Here is an 18783-nt window from a genome sequence, read left to right as displayed (position 1 = left end):
GCAGAATGAAAGTCTATACCTTTGATTTTGATGAAATCGAAAGCATGGATGATTTCTACCGGCAGTTTTGCCAGACGTTCTCACTCGATCGTGAGCAGGTCAGCGATCTGGATTCGCTCTGGGATGTGGTGACCCTCAATGCGTTACCGCTGCCGATGGATATTGAATTCATCCATATTAGCGAGACTCAGCGTCGACGTTTTGGCGCACTGATTCTGCTGTTTGATGAGGCGGAAGAGGAGCTGGGAGGACAGCTTCGCTTTAACGTACAGCTATAAAAAAGCCCCCGCCGGGGCGGGGGCAAGTCGTCGGGTAAAAGACGACGAGGGTTTATTTGTACAGTTCAGCCGTTGCGTGCCAGGTGTCACCGGAGCGGGCTTCAATAATGCGGTAGGATGTGGCACCCTCTTTTTCCGCTTTCGCTGCCAGTTCCTGACGCATATCCATCGGTGCGCTACCTACCTGGGAAACGGAGATAGTGCCCATGGATTGCAGATTTTGTGCCTGTTCAGCGCTGATCTGATGAGCTGCCGCGTTGGCGCCGAATGACAGAACAGAAGCTAAACCAAGAGATGCGATAATCAGTGTGCGTTTCATAATCTTTACTCCTCAATAGGGTCTCATTTCCACGGCGAGAAGGTTTCTACTGCTTTTTTTATGCCTGGTGCCGTAGTCATTTACAGGGTCTGGTGCCGTTAAAACTTATTTGTACAGCTCTGCCGTGGCATGCCAGTGGTCGCCGCTGCGTGCTTCAATCACGCGATATGCGGTCGCACCTTGCTCCTGGGCTTTCTGGTTCAGCATTTCACGCATATCCATCGGAGAAGAGTTAACTGCACCTACAGAAATGGTGCCGATGGACTGACGGTTCTGAGCCTGTTCGCTGTTGATAGAGTCCGCAGCGAAAGTGGCGAAAGAGAGGGATGACAGGATGCCGATCATGGCAACTTTATTCTTCATATTCATTTTCAATACCTCGTCGAATCTTTTACTGGGGTCAATGTTTTTCGTGACCCTCATCACAAAATTAAGTATACACTCGTCACGGAAAAAATTAATACCCTGCTAATTGTTGCACTGGCAACAACTTGCTTAAAAAATAGGCAAAAAGGCCTTGTGAGAGTGTGTGTTTTATTGAAATATTCAAATAAAACAAATGGATGTGATGAGTTAGCATTTCGTGCGAAAGTATTCGCCATGTGAATGATTCGGGGTGGAGAAACGCACTATTTGTTAAAGTAACGGCAGGAGAATGTTGCGCTTTGGTTGCGGTAAGGCAGGTTTACCCTCTGACCGGCAGCCAGAGGGTAGGGGAATCAGAGCTCTTGTTCGAACAGCACCAGAATGGCTTCGTAGAGATCTTTCACTGAGAAATCACGGGCTGGGGTGGTGAAGATAGTGTCATCACCGGCAATGCTACCGAGAATGCCCTCTGCTTTACCCAGTGAGTCCAGCAGGCGTGCGATGAGCTGCGCAGCGCCAGGGCTGGTATGGATAACAACAACGGCGTCGTTGTAATCGATATCCAGTACCAGGTTCTTCAGCGGGCTGGAGGTAGTCGGAACGCCCAGTTCAGCCGGAAGGCAGTACACCATCTCCATTTTGGCATTGCGCGTGCGCACGGCGCCAAACTTCGTCAACATGCGAGAGACTTTGGACTGATTGATATTTTCGAAGCCTTCTTCCTGCAGAGCCTGAACAATCTCCCCCTGAGAACTAAACTTTTCTTCTTTGAGCAGCGATTTAAACGCTTTAATTAACTCTTCTTGCTTGGCCGAGCTTCGCATAAGTCACCCATATTATGGTGGAAAAACAACATTATTATGCATATGAATGAATTTTTATGCAAACTATCTGCCATGAAAAAGGCTGAAATAATGTTATGAAAGGGGATGATTTTATCAAATTTCGTTATTAAGAAACATGCCTGTGTCACGGGACGAAAATAAGGGCAAAAGTAAATCAAATGTTATGAAAATGATGTTGTTTTGCGGGTCTGGCAGGGTGTATTGTAACCAGCAGTCAACCTCCAGGCGGTTTTCGGGAGATTCGAGTGTTAAAAGATTATTGAAACTCTACAAACCCCGCATTCCTGACGCGATCTTATTGCCATCATTTGCATGCTAAATTAAGGTCACCGCAATGGACGGTAGATTACATTAACCATAATAAGGAGTTTAAGGATGAAAGTCGCAGTCCTCGGCGCAGCTGGCGGTATTGGCCAGGCGCTTGCCCTACTACTTAAGACCCAACTGCCTTCAGGCTCAGAACTCTCCCTGTATGATATTGCGCCGGTCACCCCAGGCGTGGCAGTCGATCTTAGCCATATCCCAACTGATGTGAAAATTAAAGGTTTCTGCGGTGAAGACGCGACTCCGGCACTGGTTGGTGCTGACGTCGTGCTGATCTCCGCAGGTGTTGCACGTAAGCCAGGTATGGATCGCTCTGACCTGTTTAACGTTAACGCTGGGATTGTCAAAAACCTGGTGCAGCAGATTGCTAAAACCTGCCCGAAAGCTTGCATCGGTATTATCACTAACCCGGTAAACACGACGGTGGCGATTGCCGCAGAAGTGCTGAAAAAAGCCGGCGTTTATGACAAAAACAAACTGTTTGGCGTGACCACGCTGGACATCATCCGCTCTAACACCTTTGTCGCAGAGCTGAAAGGCAAGCAGCCGACCGAGATTGAAGTCCCGGTTATCGGTGGTCACTCTGGCGTGACCATTCTGCCGTTGCTGTCGCAGATCCCGGGCGTGAGCTTCTCTGAGAAGGAAGTGGCTGACCTGACCAAACGTATCCAGAACGCGGGCACCGAAGTGGTGGAAGCGAAGGCGGGTGGCGGTTCTGCAACCCTGTCTATGGGTCAGGCTGCAGCGCGTTTCGGCCTGTCGCTGGTTCGTGCCCTGCAGGGTGAGAAAGGCGTGGTGGAATGCGCTTATGTTGAAGGTAATGGCCAGCACGCGCGCTTCTTCTCTCAGCCGCTGCTGCTGGGTAAAAACGGTATCGAAGAGCATAAGGCTATCGGTGCGCTGAGCGCATTTGAACAGCAGGCGATGGAAGGCATGCTGGATACGCTGAAGAAAGACATTACGCTTGGCGAAGAGTTCGTTAACAAGTAACCGGCGTCAGATGTCAAAACCGGAGCCATTGGCTCCGGTTTTTTTATGCCTGTCAGTTGGTGACGGGGTATTCCTGAACGGTAACTTCGATGGTTATCTTCTTATCTTCACGCATCACTACCACCGGGATAACCGAACCGGGGCGGATCTCTGCCACCTGGTCCATGGTCTCCAGGGCAGAGATAGCCGGTTTGTTATTCACCGTCAGGATAACGTCGTTCACCTGAATGCCGGCAAGCGCTGCCGGGCCACCAGGGGAAACTTCGTTGACGACAATCCCCTGAATCTGGTCGATACCGCCGCCAGCCTGGGCGTGCATCGGTGCGATTTCGCGCCCACCAATGCCGATATAACCACGAATGACGCGGCCGTCACGGATAAGCTTATCCATGATTTTGGTCGCCAGCTGAACCGGAAGCGCAAAACCAATGCCCTCCGGAGTTTCGCCGTCGTTACTCTTATCAAAGGAGAGCGTGTTAATACCCATCAGCTCACCCAGGGAGTTCACCAGTGCGCCCCCCGAGTTGCCGTGGTTGATAGAGGCATCTGTTTGCAGGAAATTCTGTCGACCGCTTGGGTTGAGGCCGATACGACCGGTCGCGCTGATTATCCCCTGTGTCGTCGTTTGCCCCAGGTTAAAGGGGTTGCCGATGGCCAGCACAACATCACCGATGTGCGGTACGCGCTTCGGGTTAATCGGGATCACCGGCAGGCCGCCGTTGGCGTTAATTTTGAGTACCGCAAGATCCGTCAGGCTATCGGAGCCGACCACCAGGGCTTCGAACACCCTGCCATCCTGCAGGGCGACGATAATCTGGTCTGCGTCACTTATCACGTGCTTGTTGGTAATAATGTAGCCACGTTCGTCCATAATCACGCCGGAACCGAGGGTGCGTAGCTCCAGCTTATTTTGGCCGGTGCTGTTCAGCCCGCGGGTATAGACGTTAACCACGGCGGGTGCCGCGCGTCGTACCGCAGAGTTATAGCTGACAGGAGATTCGTCGCCACTGTCGAAGGTTGCCGAAGTTGTGGCGCCAAACTGGCGTAACGAGGGAAGCGCGGCGAGCAGAATGCCGCCAACAATCAATCCAATTGCAGTCGAACGTATGAGCTTTGCGAGCATAATGCCGATATCACTGGTGAGTAAACAGCCGAAGCATAGCACGAGTTATCCGGGCAGCACACGTCGGCGCTGCCCGGAGTGGGGCGTTTAACGCAAAAGCAGATAAATGCTTTCATTGCCGCGCACCACATTCAAGGCGATGACGGACGGCTTGGCTTCCATCACTTTGCGTAATTCAGCGATAGAATGGATGCGTTCACGGTTAATGCCGATGATGATGTCATCTTTATGCAAACCAATCTGCGCGGCGGCGCTGCCCTTCTCGACGCTGTCGATAGAGACACCTTTAGTGCCATCCTTCATTTGCCCATCGCTGAGAGCGGCGCCCTGAAGTGCCGGGGCGATAAGTTCTGCACTGGCGGTCGAAGAGGTGCTTTTATCCAGCGTCACTTCAACGGTAAGCGGTTTGCCGTCGCGTAGCAGACCGAGCTTCACTTTGGTGCCCGGCGCTGTCGTTGCGATACGCGAACGCAGCTCGGCAAAGCTGCTGAGTGGTTTATCGTTCAGACTAACAATCACGTCGCCCGACTTAATCCCCGCTTTTGCCGAACCGGAGTTTGGCAAGACTTCGCTGACAAACGCGCCGCGCTGCACATCCAGCTTAAAGGCTTTGGCGATGTCGGCGCTCATCTCGGTGCCTTTAATCCCAAGCAGCCCACGTTTGATTTCGCCAAACTGGATAAGCTGTTGCGAAAGCGTGCGGGCCATGTTGCTGGGGATAGCAAAGCCGATGCCGACGCTACCGCCCGCAGGTGCCAGAATGGCGGTGTTAATACCAATCAGTTCGCCGTTCAGGTTGAGCAGGGCGCCGCCGGAGTTACCGCGGTTGATGGAGGCGTCGGTCTGAATAAAGTTCTCCAGCCCTTCGAGGTTCAGCCCACTGCGCCCCAGTGCGGAGACGATGCCCGAGGTGGCCGTCTGGCCAAGGCCGAAGGGATTACCTACGGCCACCACGAAATCACCGACCCGGAGCTTGTCGGAGTCGGCAATGGCGATTTGCGTGAGGTGGCTGGCGTTTTGCAACTGCAGCAGCGCGATGTCGCTTTGTTCATCGCTGCCGATCAGTTTGGCGTCGAATTCGCGGCCGTCGTTGAGCTGGACGCTGATTTTTTGCGCCTGGCTCACCACGTGGTTGTTGGTCAGCACGTAGCCTTTCGCGGCGTCGATGATGACGCCAGAGCCCAGGCCTTCAAACGGCTGTGCCTGCTCGTCGGGTCCCTGGTCGCCAAAGAATTTTTTCAGCTCGTCAGGAACCTGCTGGCTCTGCACCGCCGTACCTTCTACCTGAACGCTCACCACGGCAGGCAGGACTTTTTCCAGCATCGGCGCAAGGCTCGGCAGCGCCCCCTGGCCTGGCACCTGTGTTGGCAGCGAGGCTACCGCAGGCATAGACGCAGAGAGAGATAAACCAACGCTTAACGCTAACGCACTCAACAGCAAAGTAGATTTCTTCATTGATGCTGGCTCTCGTAACCTGATGGGTAAGTAAAATTCCCAAAAACAGTATGATGTTATTGAAATTTTAACCGGGTAACAATGCGGGTAACGATTAAATAATAGCTGGGGTGAGGAAGAAGAGACGGGCGCAGAAGGCGCGCCCGTAAATAAATTTTAGCGGATGTGCGATTAATCGCGTTTCGCACCACCGCGCAGCAGGCCAGACGCGCCATCGGAGTAGTCGCGCGGCATCTGCACCGGGGCCTGGTCGTTGCCCGCTTCGGACTCGGCCAGACGGTTGCGGAACGGATTGGTTTCCGCGGTCATTTCCGGCAGCAGGCTGCTGGAGCTTTTCGCCATGTGCTGGTACAGCTGACGATAATCGTGCGCCATGTTATCAAGCAGCTCCGCGCTGCGGGCAAAATGGCTGACTAACTCTTCACGATAATCTTCGAGCTCTGCTTTGTTTTTTTCCAGTTCGTACTGCAGGGCCTGTTGTTGACGTAATTTGCGGTTGCCAAAACGCATGGCGACGGCGCCGATAATGAGGCCGACGACTAACCCAATTAGCCCATATTCCCAGGTCATGAACTTCTCCCGTTGTTTTGTTGTTCCGTAGGGTGTTGGCCGAGAGGCGACTCCTTGCCCGCGCCCGATAGTGCCACTATAACCGCTATTTCCTTAGAAGTGGAATCCTGGCGTATCATCACGTAGTGTAGAACGGCTTTTTTTTCGACAACTGTGAACGACTGCAAGTTGCTTTTCAGGGAATAACAATAACTTATGCAAAGCCTTACCCCAACATCGCGATATATCCAGGCACTCAACGAGGGCACCCACCAGGCGGACGATGTCCAGCGCGAGGCCGTGAGCCGGCTCGACGTTATCTGGCAGGAGCTGACCATCAGCAAAGAGGCTCCCCCCACAGGCGGCGGGCTGAAAGCAAAATTCGGGAAGCTGTGGGGTAAGAAAGAGACGGCAACGGCCCGGACGCCGGTACGAGGTCTTTACATGTGGGGCGGTGTGGGGCGTGGCAAGACCTGGCTTATGGATCTTTTCTATCAGAGCCTGCCGGGAACGCGTAAGCAGCGTCTGCATTTCCACCGCTTCATGCTGCGCGTGCATGAAGAGCTGACGCAGCTGCAAGGGCACAGCGACCCGCTGGAAATCATCGCCGACCGTTTCAAGGCCGAAACTGACGTTCTGTGCTTTGACGAGTTTTTTGTTTCCGACATTACCGACGCCATGCTGCTCGGCGGGTTGATGAAGGCGCTGTTTGCCCGCGGCATTACGCTTGTGGCAACGTCGAATATTGCGCCCGACGGTCTGTATCGTAATGGCCTGCAGCGTGCGCGCTTCTTACCGGCAATTGAGGCGATTAAAGAGCACTGTGACATCATGAACGTTGATGCCGGGGTGGATTACCGACTGCGCACGCTGACCCAGGCTCATCTGTGGCTGTCGCCGCTTAACACGGAAACCATGCAGCAGATGGATGCGCTGTGGCTGGCGCTGGCCGGTGCGCCGCGTGAGCACGCGCCGGAGCTTGAAATAAACCATCGCGCGCTGCAGACCATGGGCGTAGAGAACCAGACGCTGGCGGTGTCATTTACCACGCTGTGCGTGGATGCCCGCAGCCAGCACGACTACATTGCGCTCTCGCGCCTGTTCCACACCGTGTTGATGTTTGATGTACCGGTGCTGACCCGCCTGATGGAGAGCGAAGCCCGCCGCTTTATCGCGCTGGTGGATGAGTTCTACGAGCGCCACGTCAAGCTGGTGGTAAGCGCTGCCGTGCCTTTATATGAGATCTATCAGGGCGAGCGTCTGAAGTTTGAATTTCAGCGCTGCTTGTCGCGTCTGCAGGAGATGCAGAGTGAAGAGTATCTTAAGAAATCGCATATGCCATAAATGCCTCTTCTCCCCGTGGGAGAAGGGTTGGGGGGGAGGGCGTCAGGCCGCACACCCCCAAACCCCGAAAAACCCGCGGCAAAGCATATAAAGGGGTCGATCTTTGACCTCGACTTCTCTATAATCTTGCGACCCCACGTTACGAGAAGGTTTTTTCCCAAAACTTTCTATGTGCTGGCATTTGCTATTCGAAGGGGTAGGTTTGCCGGACTTTGTCGTGTGAGCCTCAACTGACTAAAACGTTTGGGTGTTCACCAACGTGTAACTTATTACTTGGGTAAGCTTTTAATGAAAACTTTTACAGCTAAACCAGAAACCGTACAACGCGACTGGTATGTTGTTGACGCGACCGGTAAAACTCTGGGCCGTCTGGCTACCGAACTGGCTCGTCGCCTGCGCGGTAAGCACAAAGCGGAATTCACTCCGCACGTTGATACTGGTGACTACATCATCGTTCTGAACGCAGAAAAAGTTGCTGTAACCGGCAACAAGCGCGAAGACAAAATGTACTACCACCACACTGGCCACATCGGTGGTATCAAAGAAGCGACCTTTGAAGAGATGATTGCCCGCCGTCCTGAGCGTGTGATTGAAATCGCGGTTAAAGGCATGCTGCCAAAAGGCCCGCTGGGTCGTGCTATGTACCGTAAACTGAAAGTTTACGCGGGCAACGAGCACAACCACGCGGCACAGCAACCGCAAGTTCTTGACATCTAATCGGGATTATAGGCAATGGCTGAAAATCAATACTACGGCACTGGTCGCCGCAAAAGTTCCGCAGCTCGTGTGTTCATCAAACCGGGCAACGGTAAAATCGTTATTAACCAGCGTTCTCTGGAACAGTACTTCGGTCGCGAAACTGCCCGCATGGTAGTTCGTCAGCCGCTGGAACTGGTCGACATGGTTGAGAAACTGGATCTGTACATCACCGTTAAAGGTGGTGGTATCTCTGGTCAGGCTGGTGCGATCCGTCACGGTATCACCCGCGCTCTGATGGAGTACGACGAGTCCCTGCGTGGCGAACTGCGTAAAGCTGGCTTCGTTACTCGTGATGCTCGTCAGGTTGAACGTAAGAAAGTCGGCCTGCGTAAAGCACGTCGTCGTCCGCAGTTCTCCAAGCGTTAATTGCTTCCTGCATCTGCAGGAGAACAATTGGCGAAAAAACCCGCTTCGGCGGGTTTTTTTATGGACATAACGCGTGTTTCTCACCATGCTGCGCTGAATTCCTGGTCTTTTTCAGCATTTCCAGAATCCCCTCACCACATCGTCGTTAAAATCTGGTAAACTATCATCCAATTTTCTGCCCAAATGCCGGGGATTGTTCATTTTTTGGTTTCTTATGGAACAAAAAGTGTATTCCTTGCGAATGGGGCCTTTTATCTGGCTGGTCACCGTGTGGCCGGTAGCAGTAAAAATTCTGAATATACCTGGAGGTTTTCATGGCTGTCGCTGCCAACAAACGTTCGGTAATGACGCTGTTTTCTGGTCCTACTGACATCTATAGCCATCAGGTCCGCATTGTGCTGGCTGAGAAGGGTGTTAGTTTTGAGATAGAACACGTGGAGAAGGACAACCCACCTCAGGATCTGATTGACCTCAACCCGAATCAAAGCGTACCGACGCTGGTGGATCGTGAGCTCACCCTGTGGGAATCCCGCATCATTATGGAATATCTGGACGAGCGTTTCCCTCATCCGCCGCTGATGCCGGTATATCCGGTTGCGCGTGGTGAAAGCCGTCTTTATATGCATCGTATCGAGAAAGACTGGTACACGCTGATGAACGTCATCACGACCGGTTCTGCTGCTCAGGCGGATGCTGCACGTAAGCAGCTGCGTGAAGAACTTCAGGCGATTGCGCCGGTCTTCACTCAGAAACCTTACTTCCTGAGCGACGAGTTCAGCCTGGTGGATTGCTACCTGGCGCCGCTGCTGTGGCGTTTGCCGGTACTTGGCATCGAAATCGTGGGCGCGGGTGCGAAAGAGCTGAAAGCCTACATGACTCGTGTCTTCGAGCGTGACTCTTTCCTCGCTTCCTTAACTGAAGCCGAGCGTGAAATGCGTCTTGGTCGAGGCTAACTGAATGGATGTCTCACAACTGTCTCCACGCCGTCCTTATCTGCTGCGAGCCTTTTATGAGTGGCTGCTGGATAACCAGCTGACGCCGCATCTGGTGGTGGATGTCACGCTGCCAGGGGTTCATGTGCCGATGGAGTACGCTCGTGACGGTCAGATTGTCCTGAACATCGCGCCGCGTGCGGTGGGGAACCTGGAACTGACTAACGACGACGTTCGCTTTAATGCGCGCTTCGGCGGCGTTCCGCGTCAGGTTTCTGTTCCGCTGGCGGCAGTGCTGGCCATTTACGCACGTGAGAACGGCGCTGGCACTATGTTTGAGCCAGAAGCAGCCTACGACGAAGAAGTACCCAGCCTTAACGACGACGGCGATGTCTCTGAAGAGAACGAGACCGTAATGTCGGTGATTGACGGTGATAAGCCGGATCACGATCACGATCCTGACGACACTCCGCCGCCACCGCGCGGTGGTCGCCCGTCGCTGCGGGTCGTGAAGTAATTGCTGACAGGCCCCGCGGGGCCTGTTTTGTTATCGGCTTCCCGTTTACCCAGTTAAAAATTCCTGTGATAAGATAAAGAAAGCCGTCACTTATCAACGCTATGGGCCTATGAACGCATTTGATCCTTCAGCCGACAACGCTTCCGACACCATTGGCCGCAGCCTGCGCCGTCGCCCGTTGGCGCGCAAAAAACTGTCTGAGATGGTGGAAGAAGAGCTGGAGCAAATGATCCGTCGGCGCGAGTTTGCTGAAGGAGAGCAGCTGCCTTCCGAGCGTGAGCTGATGACTTTCTTCAACGTAGGTCGCCCCTCGGTCAGAGAAGCGCTGGCTGCCCTGAAACGCAAAGGTCTGGTGCAGATTAACAACGGTGAACGTGCTCGCGTCTCCCGGCCATCAGCCGATACCATCATTGGTGAACTCTCCGGGATGGCGAAAGATTTTCTTGCCCACCCCGGCGGCATTGCGCATTTTGAACAGCTACGCCTGTTTTTTGAATCGAGCCTGGTGCGTTACGCGGCGGAAAACGCCAGTGATGAACAGATTGCGCTACTCACGAAAGCGCTGGAGCTGAATAGCCAGACGCTGGATGACAACACCCTGTTCATTCGCTCAGACGTTGATTTCCACCGCGTGCTGGCGGAAATTCCCGGCAACCCGATCTTTATGGCTATCCACGTTGCGCTTCTGGACTGGCTGATCGCCGCCCGACCGAAGGTGCCAGAGAAAGAGCTGTTGCAGCATAATACCGTCAGCTATCAACAGCATATCGCCATCGTCGATGCCATCCGTCGTCACGATCCGGACGAGGCGGATCGCGCTTTGCAAACCCATCTCAACAGCGTTTCTGCCACCTGGCACGCTTTCGGTCAGGGAAAAACACCCCGCAAGTAACACGATCCTGACGATCGGTATTTAGTGAAGCCGATCGCACAATAGAATTTTGCTATTGAGCTGCTGCTTATTTGATCTGGTATAACAGGTATAAAGGTATGCCGGTAATTCAAATATGACAGAGAGGTTTCTATGGCTGTGAACTTACGTGGGGTTATGCCCGCACTCCTGACTCCGTTCGACGAGCAGCAGCGTCTCGATAAAGAGAGCCTGCGCCGCCTGGTGCGCTTCAACATTGAGCAGGGCATTGATGGTTTGTACGTAGGCGGTTCCACCGGTGAGGCTTTTGTTCAGAGCCTGTCTGAGCGCGAAGCGGTACTTGAAATTGTGGCGGAAGAGGCGAAAGGGAAGGTGGCGCTTATCGCCCACGTGGGCAGTGTCAGCACCGCAGAAAGCCAACAGCTGGCGCACGCCGCCAGTCGGTACGGTTTTGATGCGGTGTCTGCTGTCACGCCGTTCTACTACCCCTTCAGCTTTGAAGAGCACTGCGAGCACTACCGGGCGATCATCGACTCGGCGGATGGTCTGCCGATGGTGGTCTACAACATTCCGGCGTTGAGTGGCGTGAAGCTGAGCCTTGAGCAGATAAGCACGCTGGTCACGCTGCCGGGCGTTGGTGCTCTAAAGCAGACTTCCGGCGATCTCTATCAAATGGAGCAGATCCGTCGCGCGCATCCGGATCTGGTGCTTTACAACGGTTACGACGAAATCTTTGCCTCCGGACTGCTGGCGGGAGCCGACGGCGGGATCGGCAGCACATACAACATTATGGGCTGGCGCTATCTGAACATCGTAAAAGCGCTGAAGGAAGGTGATATCGCGACGGCGCAGCGGCTGCAAACCGAGTGTAACAGCGTCATCGATCTGCTTATCAAAACCGGCGTATTCCGTGGCCTGAAAACGGTACTGCACTTTATGGATGTGGTGGCGGTTCCGCTATGTCGTAAACCGTTTTCACCGGTGGATGAGCAATTCCTGCCTGAACTTAAGGCTCTGGCTGAGCAACTAATGGCGGAAAAACGCTAATCTATTGCCGGATGGCACTGCTGCTGTCCGGCTCCACCACAATAGAATTGTCGGGAGAGTAAAATGAGTACTTCTGCCCCAAACATCCCGTGGTATCGCCATCTCAACAAGGCACAATGGCGGGCGTTCTCCGCCGCCTGGCTTGGGTATTTGCTCGATGGTTTTGATTTTGTCCTGATTGCTCTGGTTCTGACTGAAATACAGGGTGAGTTTGGTCTGACGACGGTACAGGCGGCAAGCCTTATCTCGGCGGCCTTTATCTCTCGCTGGTTTGGTGGATTGATGCTGGGGGCGCTTGGCGATCGCTACGGCCGCCGCCTGGCTATGGTGTCCAGCATTGTCCTGTTTTCTGTCGGTACGCTTGCCTGCGGCTTTGCCCCAGGTTTCACGACTATGTTCATTGCCCGCCTGGTTATTGGCATGGGAATGGCGGGAGAGTACGGATCGAGCGCAACCTACGTCATTGAAAGTTGGCCAAAGCATTTACGCAACAAGGCCAGTGGTTTTCTTATCTCTGGTTTTTCGGTGGGAGCGGTGGTAGCCGCTCAGGTTTATAGCCTGGTGGTTCCGGTGTGGGGCTGGCGGGCGCTGTTTTTCATCGGCATTCTGCCCATCATTTTTGCCCTGTGGTTACGTAAAAACATTCCTGAGGCAGAAGACTGGAAGCAACGTCATGCTGGAAAAGCGCCGGTACGCACCATGGTGGATATTCTCTATCGCGGTAAGTACCGGGTGTTGAACGTAGTCATGACGCTGGTGGCCGGTGCATCCCTGTGGTTGTGCTTTGCCGGAGACATGCGTAACGCGGCGATTGTCGCGCTGCTGGGGCTACTGTGTGCCGGGATCTTTATCAGCTTTATGGTGCAAAGCAGCGGTAAACGCTGGCCTACAGGCGTCATGCTGATGGTCGTGGTGCTGTTCGCTTTCCTCTACTCATGGCCCATTCAGGCACTGTTGCCGACCTATCTGAAAACCGAACTGGGCTACGACCCTTCCACGGTGGCACGGGTTCTGTTTTTCAGTGGTTTTGGTGCGGCGGTGGGCTGCATCGTCGGCGGTTTCCTCGGTGACTGGCTCGGTACTCGTAAAGCCTATGTCTGCAGTCTGCTGGCTTCTCAGGTCCTGATCATTCCGGTGTTCGCGATAGGCGGATCCAGCATCTGGATCCTCGGCTTTCTGCTCTTCTTCCAGCAGATGCTTGGTCAGGGGATCTCCGGGATCCTGCCGAAGCTCATCGGTGGCTATTTCGATACCGATCAACGGGCGGCAGGTCTTGGTTTTACCTATAACGTAGGTGCTCTGGGTGGCGCGCTGGCGCCGGTGATCGGCGCACTTATCGCTCAGCGTCTGGATCTGGGAACTGCGTTGGGATCGCTCTCATTCGGGCTGACCTTCGTGGTCATTCTGCTGATTGGCCTTGATATGCCTTCTCGCGTGCAGCGTTGGCTGCGGCCAGAAGCGTTGCGCACGCACGATGCCATCGACGGAAAACCATTCAGCGGTGCGGTGACTCGCGCAGTGAAAAGCAATGTGAGGACGCACCCATGACCACACTTGCCATCGATATTGGTGGTACCAAACTGGCGGCAGCGCAGGTTGGTGATAATTTGCAGATAGTCAGCCGACGCGAGCTTCCGACACCGGCGAGCCACACGCCACAGGCGCTGGCCGGAGCATTGAAATCACTGATCCAACCGTTGCTGCCTGGCGCTGTGCGCATCGCCGTTGCCTCGACGGGGATTATCCATCAAGGCGTACTGACGGCAATTAACCCCGCTAACCTCGGCGGACTGGCGGCTTTTCCGCTGGTCGAGACGCTTTCCGCGCTAAGCGGGTTGCCTTGTGTCGCGCTGAACGATGCCCAGGCGGCGGCGCTGGCGGAATTCCATGCGCTGCGGGTTCCGGTGCAGGAGATGGTGTTTATCACGGTTTCTACCGGCGTCGGCGGTGGGCTAGTTAGCGGTGGAAAGCTGCTGATCGGCCCGGGCGGTCTGGCAGGGCATATTGGTCATACGCAGGCAGATCCGCATGGTCCGCGCTGTGGCTGTGGCCGTATCGGCTGCGTCGAAGCGATTGCCTCGGGCCGGGGAATTGCCGCTGCCGCTAGCGGCAACCTGCAGGGCCTCGACTGCAAAACGATTTTCTCTCGCGCAGCGTGGGGGGATAGTCAGGCCTGCGAACTGGTGGCTCACTCCGCCCGTACGCTGGCGGCGCTGATTGCGGATGTTAAGGCACTGACCGACTGCGAATGTGCTGTTGTCGGGGGAAGTGTTGGTCTGGCAGAGGGCTATCTGGCACAGGTTCGTGGTTTTCTGGCCGAGCAGCCCGCTGCTTTCCAGACCCCCCTGCGTGCGGCGCATTATCGACATGATGCAGGGTTGCTGGGAGCCGCCCTGTGGGCACAAGGAGTCACACGATGATCACCGGAAATATTCAACATCTGCAGGCGGCGGGATTATCACCGTCTCTTATTGCTGCTATCGACAGGGCGCTGTCGCTGGCACCCGCTAAACTGGAGCCCGGCCGCTATAAGCTGCAGGGAGACAGGCTTTTCATGAATGTGATGCAGTTTGTCACCCAGCGGCCGGAGGAGAAACAGGCCGAGCTGCACCGACGCTATATCGATATCCAGATCCTGTTGGCGGGAGAGGAGCAGATCTACTACGGCGAAAACGGCAGTGCTCGCGAGTGCGGGGACTGGCATGAGAGCGATGACTATCAGCTGTGTCGCACTATGACAGAAGAACAGTGCCTGACGCTGACTGCTGGGGAATTTGTGATATTCATGCCCAGCGAACCGCATAAGCCAGGGTGTAGTCTGACTGCACCACAGGAAATAAAGAAAGTGGTGATAAAACTGGAGTTCGCTGAACCCGGGTGAAATTTCACAGAAAGTCACCTTTATTACCACTTTCGATGATAGTTCTTTAATAGTTAATCTATTTTGATAGTATGACCCCGAGTGGTTCCCACTGATATTCACCTTGATTGAGTGGAACCTTTTATCCCGCCCTTTAATCCGCAGGGCGGGATTTTTTTAATCTTTGCTGACCTGTGATTTAAGAAAGTTCACCCACTCGACAATCGGCGGGGAAAGGTATTTCTCTTTTTGGTACACAATATAGAGATTACGGAAAAAAGAGTCTTCGACGGCTAGCTGAACCAGGTGTGGGCCGTAGAAAGGGTTATTCAGGCAGGCTCTCGAAATAAAGGTGATACCTAACTGATGATGCACGCTGGACAAAATGGCATCGAAGCTATTGAGTGAAATCGCTATTTGTGGATTATCGAGCTTCATTGCTAGTTGATTATCAAAGTAATGGCGGCTGGCAGATTCTGTTTCCCTCAGGATCCACTTTTCCTGACTCAGCCGTGCGTAAGAAACGACGCTCTCGCCTGCCAGTGGATGTGAGCGTGAGGCAACCACAACCATCTCATCCTGCATCCAGAGCTGGCTTTGCTGAGAGATATCTACCACCGGGCCTTCCAGCAAGGCAATATCAATGTCAAAGCGGTTGAGCAAGCCATGGATTGCGTGAATATTCTCCGTAATCACTTCCGGCAACCACCCGGCTTCACGCTTAAAATCGCTCAGCATCGCTGGCAGCAGAAACGAGCCGATAGATTTAGTACAACCCACCTTAATGGCCGGTGGCGCGGCGCTGTGGCTGAACTTCTCTTCGAGATATTTTGCTCTGGTGAGTAGCTCATCGGCGAGGGGGATGAGATTCATCCCGGCCTGGTTGACATAGAGCCGGGCATGTCGCCGGTCAAAAAGCCGGGTGCCCAGCTGTTGCTCCAGGGCGGCCAGATTTTGCGAAAGCGCACCTTTCGTCATGTGCAGCGCCTCCGCTGCGGCGCTAAGATTGGTATGACGGATCACCGACATAAAAACAATGAGTTGCTTCAGGGTGAGATTCACTGATTAGCACTCCTAAACGGTTCGTTTAAAATAATTAGATTTTATAAACGAAACCATAGCACTAAACTCTGCCTCAGAACAAACATTGAGGTGGCTATGAACCAGGACAAGTTTGCATACTATATTCCGCTATCGGCTCTTCTTCTTTTTATTGCTTGCGTCATCTGGGCACTCTTTTTATAAAGTGCCACCGGGAGGACCATGAAAACGAGTACTGAAATATTGCATCGCTCAGTCATTATCGATTTGATCGAGAGGCTTTCAAGTAACCTATTCCATCAACACACGCTGGATGAGATCTCTACAATATCTGGTTATTCCAAAGGCTACCTGCAGCGAATTTTCATGGAAACCAGCCATGACACCGTGGCGAACTTTTTCCGTAAGGTCAGAATAAGACATATCATCGATGATATTAAATATTCATCGATTCCCTTCGCTGAGCTTTACCCGCAATATGGCTTTTCATCGCAGCAGGTGTTTTCTTGCCAGTTTAAGCGTGTGACCGGATGTACTCCTGGGAACTGTCGTAAAAATATGGCCTGCGAAAACTGTATTGAGCTGGATGTATAAGCGCATTCCTTGCATTGGTTTACATATCTTCGCGTTTCCTGAGACAAACAGGAGAATAATACCGGCGCATAATTCTTTGGTTTTTTATTAAGTTATAGGGAAATAAGGTATGTTAAAAAATATCGCGCTTGGGGCGGTACTGACGCTAAGTGCCTCTTTCGCCATGGCGGCACCGTTAAGTGAAGGCACGCAATATACCACGCTTGCCAGACCGGTGGCGGGGGCCCCGGAGGTGGTTGAGTTTTTCTCCTTTTATTGCCCACCCTGTGCGGCGTTTTCCGGTACTTATAAAGTCGGTGAAGCCATTGATAAACGGTTACCGGACGGTGCCAAAACCGAGAAATACCATGTCAGCTCGATGGGGGCGATGGGTAAATCGCTTACGGAAGCCTGGTCAGTGGCTAAAGCGCTGGGGGTGGAATCGCGGGTGGAGCAGACGCTCTTCGCGGCGGTGCAGCAAAGTAAAACCATTCACAGCGATGCGGATATTCGCCAGGTCTTTCTGCATGCGGGGGTTTCAGCTGATGAATATGATGCCGCTAAAAACAGCTTTGCCGTGAAAGCGCTGACAGAAAAACAGGAGCGAGCCGCCGAGCAGTTTGGCGTGACGGGGACACCATCGTTTTATGTCAAAGGTAAGTATCAGGTGCGCAATAACGGTATTGGTGTGAATACACCAGAGGGTTATGCCCCGGCGTTTGCGGAAGTCGTGAGCGCGCTGGTTGAGAAAAAATGAGTGAACGAGTGGGGGCAGTAAACCCCCACTCGCTGTGGCTTAAACTTCCAGGTAGTTCAGGATGCCGTCCGCCGCTTTACGACCTTCGGCGATCGCGGTAACCACCAGATCCGAACCGCGCACGATGTCACCACCGGCGAAGATTTTCGGGTTGCTGGTCTGGAAGGCATTCTCGCTGCCTTCCGGCGCCACGATGCGGCCCTGTGGATCCAGCTCAACGCTATGTTTCTCCAGCCAGCTCATGCTGTGCGGGCGGAAACCAAACGCCATTACTACCGCGTCAGCAGGGACGACGTGCTCTGAGCCCGCAACGATTTCCGCGCGACGACGGCCTTTGGCATCCGGTTCGCCCATTGCGGTACGCGCCATTTTCACACCGCTTACCTTACCGTTAGCATTCACCTCAACGCCTAAAGGCTGCACGTTGAACTGGAACTCGACACCTTCTTCGCGCGCGTTTTTCACTTCGCGTTTTGAACCCGGCATGTTCTCTTCGTCACGACGATAGGCACAGGTAACGTGAGTCGCGCCCTGGCGAACGGAGGTACGTACGCAGTCCATCGCGGTATCACCCCCGCCAAGAACGACCACGCGCTTACCTTCCATGCTGACATACGGCTCGTCGGTGGTTTCACCGTAACCCATAATCTGCTTGGTATTGGCGATGAGGAACGGCAGGGCGTCAAATACACCGTCTGCGTCTTCATTCTCCAGACCACCGCGCATAGACTGATAGGTGCCAACGCCGAGGAATACCGCGTCGTACTCTTTCAGCAGGTCGTCTAACTGCACGTCACGACCGACTTCGACGTTAAGTTTGAACTCGATACCCATTCCGGTGAAGATTTCGCGACGGCGGGTCATCACCTCTTTTTCCAGCTTAAAGGCCGGGATCCCGAAGGTCAGCAGGCCGCCGATTTCCGGATGACGGTCGAATACCACCGCTTTAACGCCGTTACGGGTCAGCACGTCGGCGCAGGCGAGGCCCGCCGGGCCAGCGCCGATAATCGCCACTTTCTTGTCGGTCTGGCGAACGCCAGTCATGTCAGGACGCCAGCCCATTTCGAACGCTTTATCGTTGATATAGCGTTCGATGTTGCCGATGGTGACGGCGCCAAACTCATCGTTCAGGGTACAGGAACCTTCGCACAGGCGGTCCTGTGGGCACACGCGGCCGCAGACTTCCGGCAGAGTGTTAGTCTGATGCGACAGCTCGGCGGCTTCAAAAATACGCCCCTCGTTGGCGAGCTTCAGCCAGTTCGGGATGTAGTTATGCACCGGGCACTTCCACTCGCAGTACGGGTTGCCGCACGAAAGACAGCGGTCTGCCTGCGCCTTGGCCTGGCCTTCGGAAAACACCTCGTAAATCTCCACAAACTCAATTTTGCGGATCTTGAGCGCTTTCTTCGGCGGGTCAACGCGCTGCAGGTCGATAAATTGATATACGTTCTGGCTCATCTGAATTCC

General features: G+C 53.9%; 22 protein-coding genes. 14 read left to right on the top strand and 8 right to left on the bottom strand.

Features of this window, described 5'->3' with window-relative positions:
* Positions 1-5 precede the first annotated feature (5 nt).
* Positions 6-278 carry a barstar family protein gene (locus tag C7387_RS14820; protein WP_006818066.1) on the top strand — a complete coding sequence of 91 codons (273 nt, stop codon included), beginning with the start codon at positions 6-8 and terminating at the stop codon, positions 276-278.
* Positions 279-330: 52 nt separating this feature from the next.
* On the opposite strand, the gene yhcN-B is transcribed toward C7387_RS14820, so the two are convergent.
* The 3 genes from yhcN-B to argR all read right to left on the bottom strand — a co-directional run bounded on the left by yhcN-B (position 331) and on the right by argR (position 1787).
* On the bottom strand, positions 331-597 hold the full coding sequence (gene yhcN-B / locus C7387_RS14815; protein ID WP_006818067.1) for a DUF1471 family stress response protein YhcN-B: 267 nt from the start codon (positions 595-597) through the stop codon (positions 331-333).
* A gap of 105 nt (positions 598-702) precedes the next feature.
* On the bottom strand, positions 703-966 hold the full coding sequence (yhcN, locus tag C7387_RS14810; protein WP_038256055.1) for a peroxide/acid stress response protein YhcN: 264 nt from the start codon (positions 964-966) through the stop codon (positions 703-705).
* A 350-nt stretch (positions 967-1316) separates the two neighbouring features.
* Positions 1317-1787, bottom strand: a complete 471-nt coding sequence (gene argR / locus C7387_RS14805) for a transcriptional regulator ArgR (RefSeq protein WP_006818069.1) — start codon at positions 1785-1787, stop codon at positions 1317-1319.
* A 396-nt stretch (positions 1788-2183) separates the two neighbouring features.
* Between argR and mdh the strand changes: the two genes are divergently transcribed.
* Positions 2184-3122, top strand: coding sequence for a malate dehydrogenase (gene mdh, locus C7387_RS14795; RefSeq protein WP_006818071.1), 939 nt, complete (start codon positions 2184-2186; stop codon positions 3120-3122).
* A gap of 52 nt (positions 3123-3174) precedes the next feature.
* Here mdh and degS read toward each other — a convergent pair whose 3' ends face one another.
* From degS to zapG, 3 genes are all read right to left on the bottom strand, one after another.
* A complete protein-coding gene (gene degS / locus C7387_RS14790; protein ID WP_006818072.1) occupies positions 3175-4245 on the bottom strand; it encodes an outer membrane-stress sensor serine endopeptidase DegS in 1071 nt (356 codons plus the stop codon).
* 87 nt (positions 4246-4332) lie between these two features.
* Positions 4333-5700: a serine endoprotease DegQ gene (degQ, locus tag C7387_RS14785; RefSeq protein WP_038256053.1), complete on the bottom strand. Its 1368-nt coding sequence runs from the start codon at positions 5698-5700 to the stop codon at positions 4333-4335.
* A gap of 171 nt (positions 5701-5871) precedes the next feature.
* Complete coding sequence (gene zapG / locus C7387_RS14780; RefSeq protein ID WP_038256051.1) at positions 5872-6270, bottom strand: Z-ring associated protein ZapG; 399 nt, start codon at positions 6268-6270, stop codon at positions 5872-5874.
* A 195-nt stretch (positions 6271-6465) separates the two neighbouring features.
* On the opposite strand from zapG, the gene zapE reads away from it, so the two are divergent.
* From zapE to nanQ, 10 genes are all read left to right on the top strand, one after another.
* Positions 6466-7593 (top strand): cell division protein ZapE, encoded by a 1128-nt coding sequence (zapE, locus tag C7387_RS14775; RefSeq protein WP_006818075.1) that lies wholly within the window; start codon positions 6466-6468, stop codon positions 7591-7593.
* Positions 7594-7881: 288 nt separating this feature from the next.
* Positions 7882-8310, top strand: a complete 429-nt coding sequence (gene rplM, locus C7387_RS14770; protein ID WP_006818076.1) for a 50S ribosomal protein L13 — start codon at positions 7882-7884, stop codon at positions 8308-8310.
* Between the two features lie 15 nt (positions 8311-8325).
* A complete protein-coding gene (gene rpsI / locus C7387_RS14765; protein WP_000829815.1) occupies positions 8326-8718 on the top strand; it encodes a 30S ribosomal protein S9 in 393 nt (130 codons plus the stop codon).
* 314 nt (positions 8719-9032) lie between these two features.
* Positions 9033-9671, top strand: coding sequence for a stringent starvation protein SspA (gene sspA / locus C7387_RS14760; RefSeq protein WP_006818079.1), 639 nt, complete (start codon positions 9033-9035; stop codon positions 9669-9671).
* A gap of 4 nt (positions 9672-9675) precedes the next feature.
* Positions 9676-10167, top strand: a complete 492-nt coding sequence (sspB, locus tag C7387_RS14755) for a ClpXP protease specificity-enhancing factor (RefSeq protein ID WP_006818080.1) — start codon at positions 9676-9678, stop codon at positions 10165-10167.
* Positions 10168-10276: 109 nt separating this feature from the next.
* Complete coding sequence (gene nanR / locus C7387_RS14750) at positions 10277-11059, top strand: transcriptional regulator NanR (RefSeq protein WP_038256044.1); 783 nt, start codon at positions 10277-10279, stop codon at positions 11057-11059.
* Positions 11060-11191: 132 nt separating this feature from the next.
* The gene (gene nanA, locus C7387_RS14745) at positions 11192-12085 is read left to right on the top strand and encodes an N-acetylneuraminate lyase (RefSeq protein WP_120816960.1); all 894 of its coding nucleotides are present in this window, start codon (positions 11192-11194) and stop codon (positions 12083-12085) included.
* A 63-nt stretch (positions 12086-12148) separates the two neighbouring features.
* Positions 12149-13633 (top strand): MFS transporter, encoded by a 1485-nt coding sequence (locus C7387_RS14740; protein ID WP_120816959.1) that lies wholly within the window; start codon positions 12149-12151, stop codon positions 13631-13633.
* Complete coding sequence (nanK, locus tag C7387_RS14735) at positions 13630-14505, top strand: N-acetylmannosamine kinase (protein ID WP_120816958.1); 876 nt, start codon at positions 13630-13632, stop codon at positions 14503-14505. Before C7387_RS14740 ends, nanK begins: the two co-directional genes overlap by 4 nt.
* On the top strand, positions 14502-14966 hold the full coding sequence (nanQ, locus tag C7387_RS14730; protein ID WP_120816957.1) for an N-acetylneuraminate anomerase: 465 nt from the start codon (positions 14502-14504) through the stop codon (positions 14964-14966). Before nanK ends, nanQ begins: the two co-directional genes overlap by 4 nt.
* A gap of 156 nt (positions 14967-15122) precedes the next feature.
* On the opposite strand, the gene C7387_RS14725 is transcribed toward nanQ, so the two are convergent.
* Positions 15123-16007: a LysR substrate-binding domain-containing protein gene (locus C7387_RS14725; RefSeq protein WP_038256035.1), complete on the bottom strand. Its 885-nt coding sequence runs from the start codon at positions 16005-16007 to the stop codon at positions 15123-15125.
* 201 nt (positions 16008-16208) lie between these two features.
* On the opposite strand from C7387_RS14725, the gene C7387_RS14720 reads away from it, so the two are divergent.
* Entirely contained in the window at positions 16209-16580 is a 372-nt protein-coding gene (locus tag C7387_RS14720) for a helix-turn-helix domain-containing protein (RefSeq protein WP_006818087.1), read from the top strand.
* 109 nt (positions 16581-16689) lie between these two features.
* On the top strand, positions 16690-17316 hold the full coding sequence (locus C7387_RS14715; protein ID WP_006818088.1) for a protein disulfide oxidoreductase DsbA: 627 nt from the start codon (positions 16690-16692) through the stop codon (positions 17314-17316).
* Between the two features lie 39 nt (positions 17317-17355).
* On the opposite strand, the gene C7387_RS14710 is transcribed toward C7387_RS14715, so the two are convergent.
* Positions 17356-18774, bottom strand: a complete 1419-nt coding sequence (locus C7387_RS14710; RefSeq protein WP_006818089.1) for a glutamate synthase small subunit — start codon at positions 18772-18774, stop codon at positions 17356-17358.
* Positions 18775-18783: the final 9 nt, after the last annotated feature.

The sequence above is a fragment of the Yokenella regensburgei genome (assembly GCF_003634235.1).
In the GTDB taxonomy this organism is placed as follows: domain Bacteria; phylum Pseudomonadota; class Gammaproteobacteria; order Enterobacterales; family Enterobacteriaceae; genus Yokenella; species Yokenella regensburgei.
This window is presented reverse-complemented; position numbering and strand designations above follow the sequence as displayed.

Excerpts from the sequence above, each read along its gene's own strand:
- C7387_RS14820 (WP_006818066.1), top strand. The coding sequence starts at position 6 with ATGAAAGTCTATACCTTTGATTTTGATGAAATCGAAAGCATGGATGAT.
- yhcN-B (WP_006818067.1), bottom strand. The coding sequence starts at position 597 with ATGAAACGCACACTGATTATCGCATCTCTTGGTTTAGCTTCTGTTCTG.
- yhcN (WP_038256055.1), bottom strand. The coding sequence starts at position 966 with ATGAATATGAAGAATAAAGTTGCCATGATCGGCATCCTGTCATCCCTC.
- argR (WP_006818069.1), bottom strand. The coding sequence starts at position 1,787 with ATGCGAAGCTCGGCCAAGCAAGAAGAGTTAATTAAAGCGTTTAAATCG.
- mdh (WP_006818071.1), top strand. The coding sequence starts at position 2,184 with ATGAAAGTCGCAGTCCTCGGCGCAGCTGGCGGTATTGGCCAGGCGCTT.
- degS (WP_006818072.1), bottom strand. The coding sequence starts at position 4,245 with ATGCTCGCAAAGCTCATACGTTCGACTGCAATTGGATTGATTGTTGGC.
- degQ (WP_038256053.1), bottom strand. The coding sequence starts at position 5,700 with ATGAAGAAATCTACTTTGCTGTTGAGTGCGTTAGCGTTAAGCGTTGGT.
- zapG (WP_038256051.1), bottom strand. The coding sequence starts at position 6,270 with ATGACCTGGGAATATGGGCTAATTGGGTTAGTCGTCGGCCTCATTATC.
- zapE (WP_006818075.1), top strand. The coding sequence starts at position 6,466 with ATGCAAAGCCTTACCCCAACATCGCGATATATCCAGGCACTCAACGAG.
- rplM (WP_006818076.1), top strand. The coding sequence starts at position 7,882 with ATGAAAACTTTTACAGCTAAACCAGAAACCGTACAACGCGACTGGTAT.
- rpsI (WP_000829815.1), top strand. The coding sequence starts at position 8,326 with ATGGCTGAAAATCAATACTACGGCACTGGTCGCCGCAAAAGTTCCGCA.
- sspA (WP_006818079.1), top strand. The coding sequence starts at position 9,033 with ATGGCTGTCGCTGCCAACAAACGTTCGGTAATGACGCTGTTTTCTGGT.
- sspB (WP_006818080.1), top strand. The coding sequence starts at position 9,676 with ATGGATGTCTCACAACTGTCTCCACGCCGTCCTTATCTGCTGCGAGCC.
- nanR (WP_038256044.1), top strand. The coding sequence starts at position 10,277 with ATGAACGCATTTGATCCTTCAGCCGACAACGCTTCCGACACCATTGGC.
- nanA (WP_120816960.1), top strand. The coding sequence starts at position 11,192 with ATGGCTGTGAACTTACGTGGGGTTATGCCCGCACTCCTGACTCCGTTC.
- C7387_RS14740 (WP_120816959.1), top strand. The coding sequence starts at position 12,149 with ATGAGTACTTCTGCCCCAAACATCCCGTGGTATCGCCATCTCAACAAG.
- nanK (WP_120816958.1), top strand. The coding sequence starts at position 13,630 with ATGACCACACTTGCCATCGATATTGGTGGTACCAAACTGGCGGCAGCG.
- nanQ (WP_120816957.1), top strand. The coding sequence starts at position 14,502 with ATGATCACCGGAAATATTCAACATCTGCAGGCGGCGGGATTATCACCG.
- C7387_RS14720 (WP_006818087.1), top strand. The coding sequence starts at position 16,209 with ATGAAAACGAGTACTGAAATATTGCATCGCTCAGTCATTATCGATTTG.
- C7387_RS14715 (WP_006818088.1), top strand. The coding sequence starts at position 16,690 with ATGTTAAAAAATATCGCGCTTGGGGCGGTACTGACGCTAAGTGCCTCT.
- C7387_RS14710 (WP_006818089.1), bottom strand. The coding sequence starts at position 18,774 with ATGAGCCAGAACGTATATCAATTTATCGACCTGCAGCGCGTTGACCCG.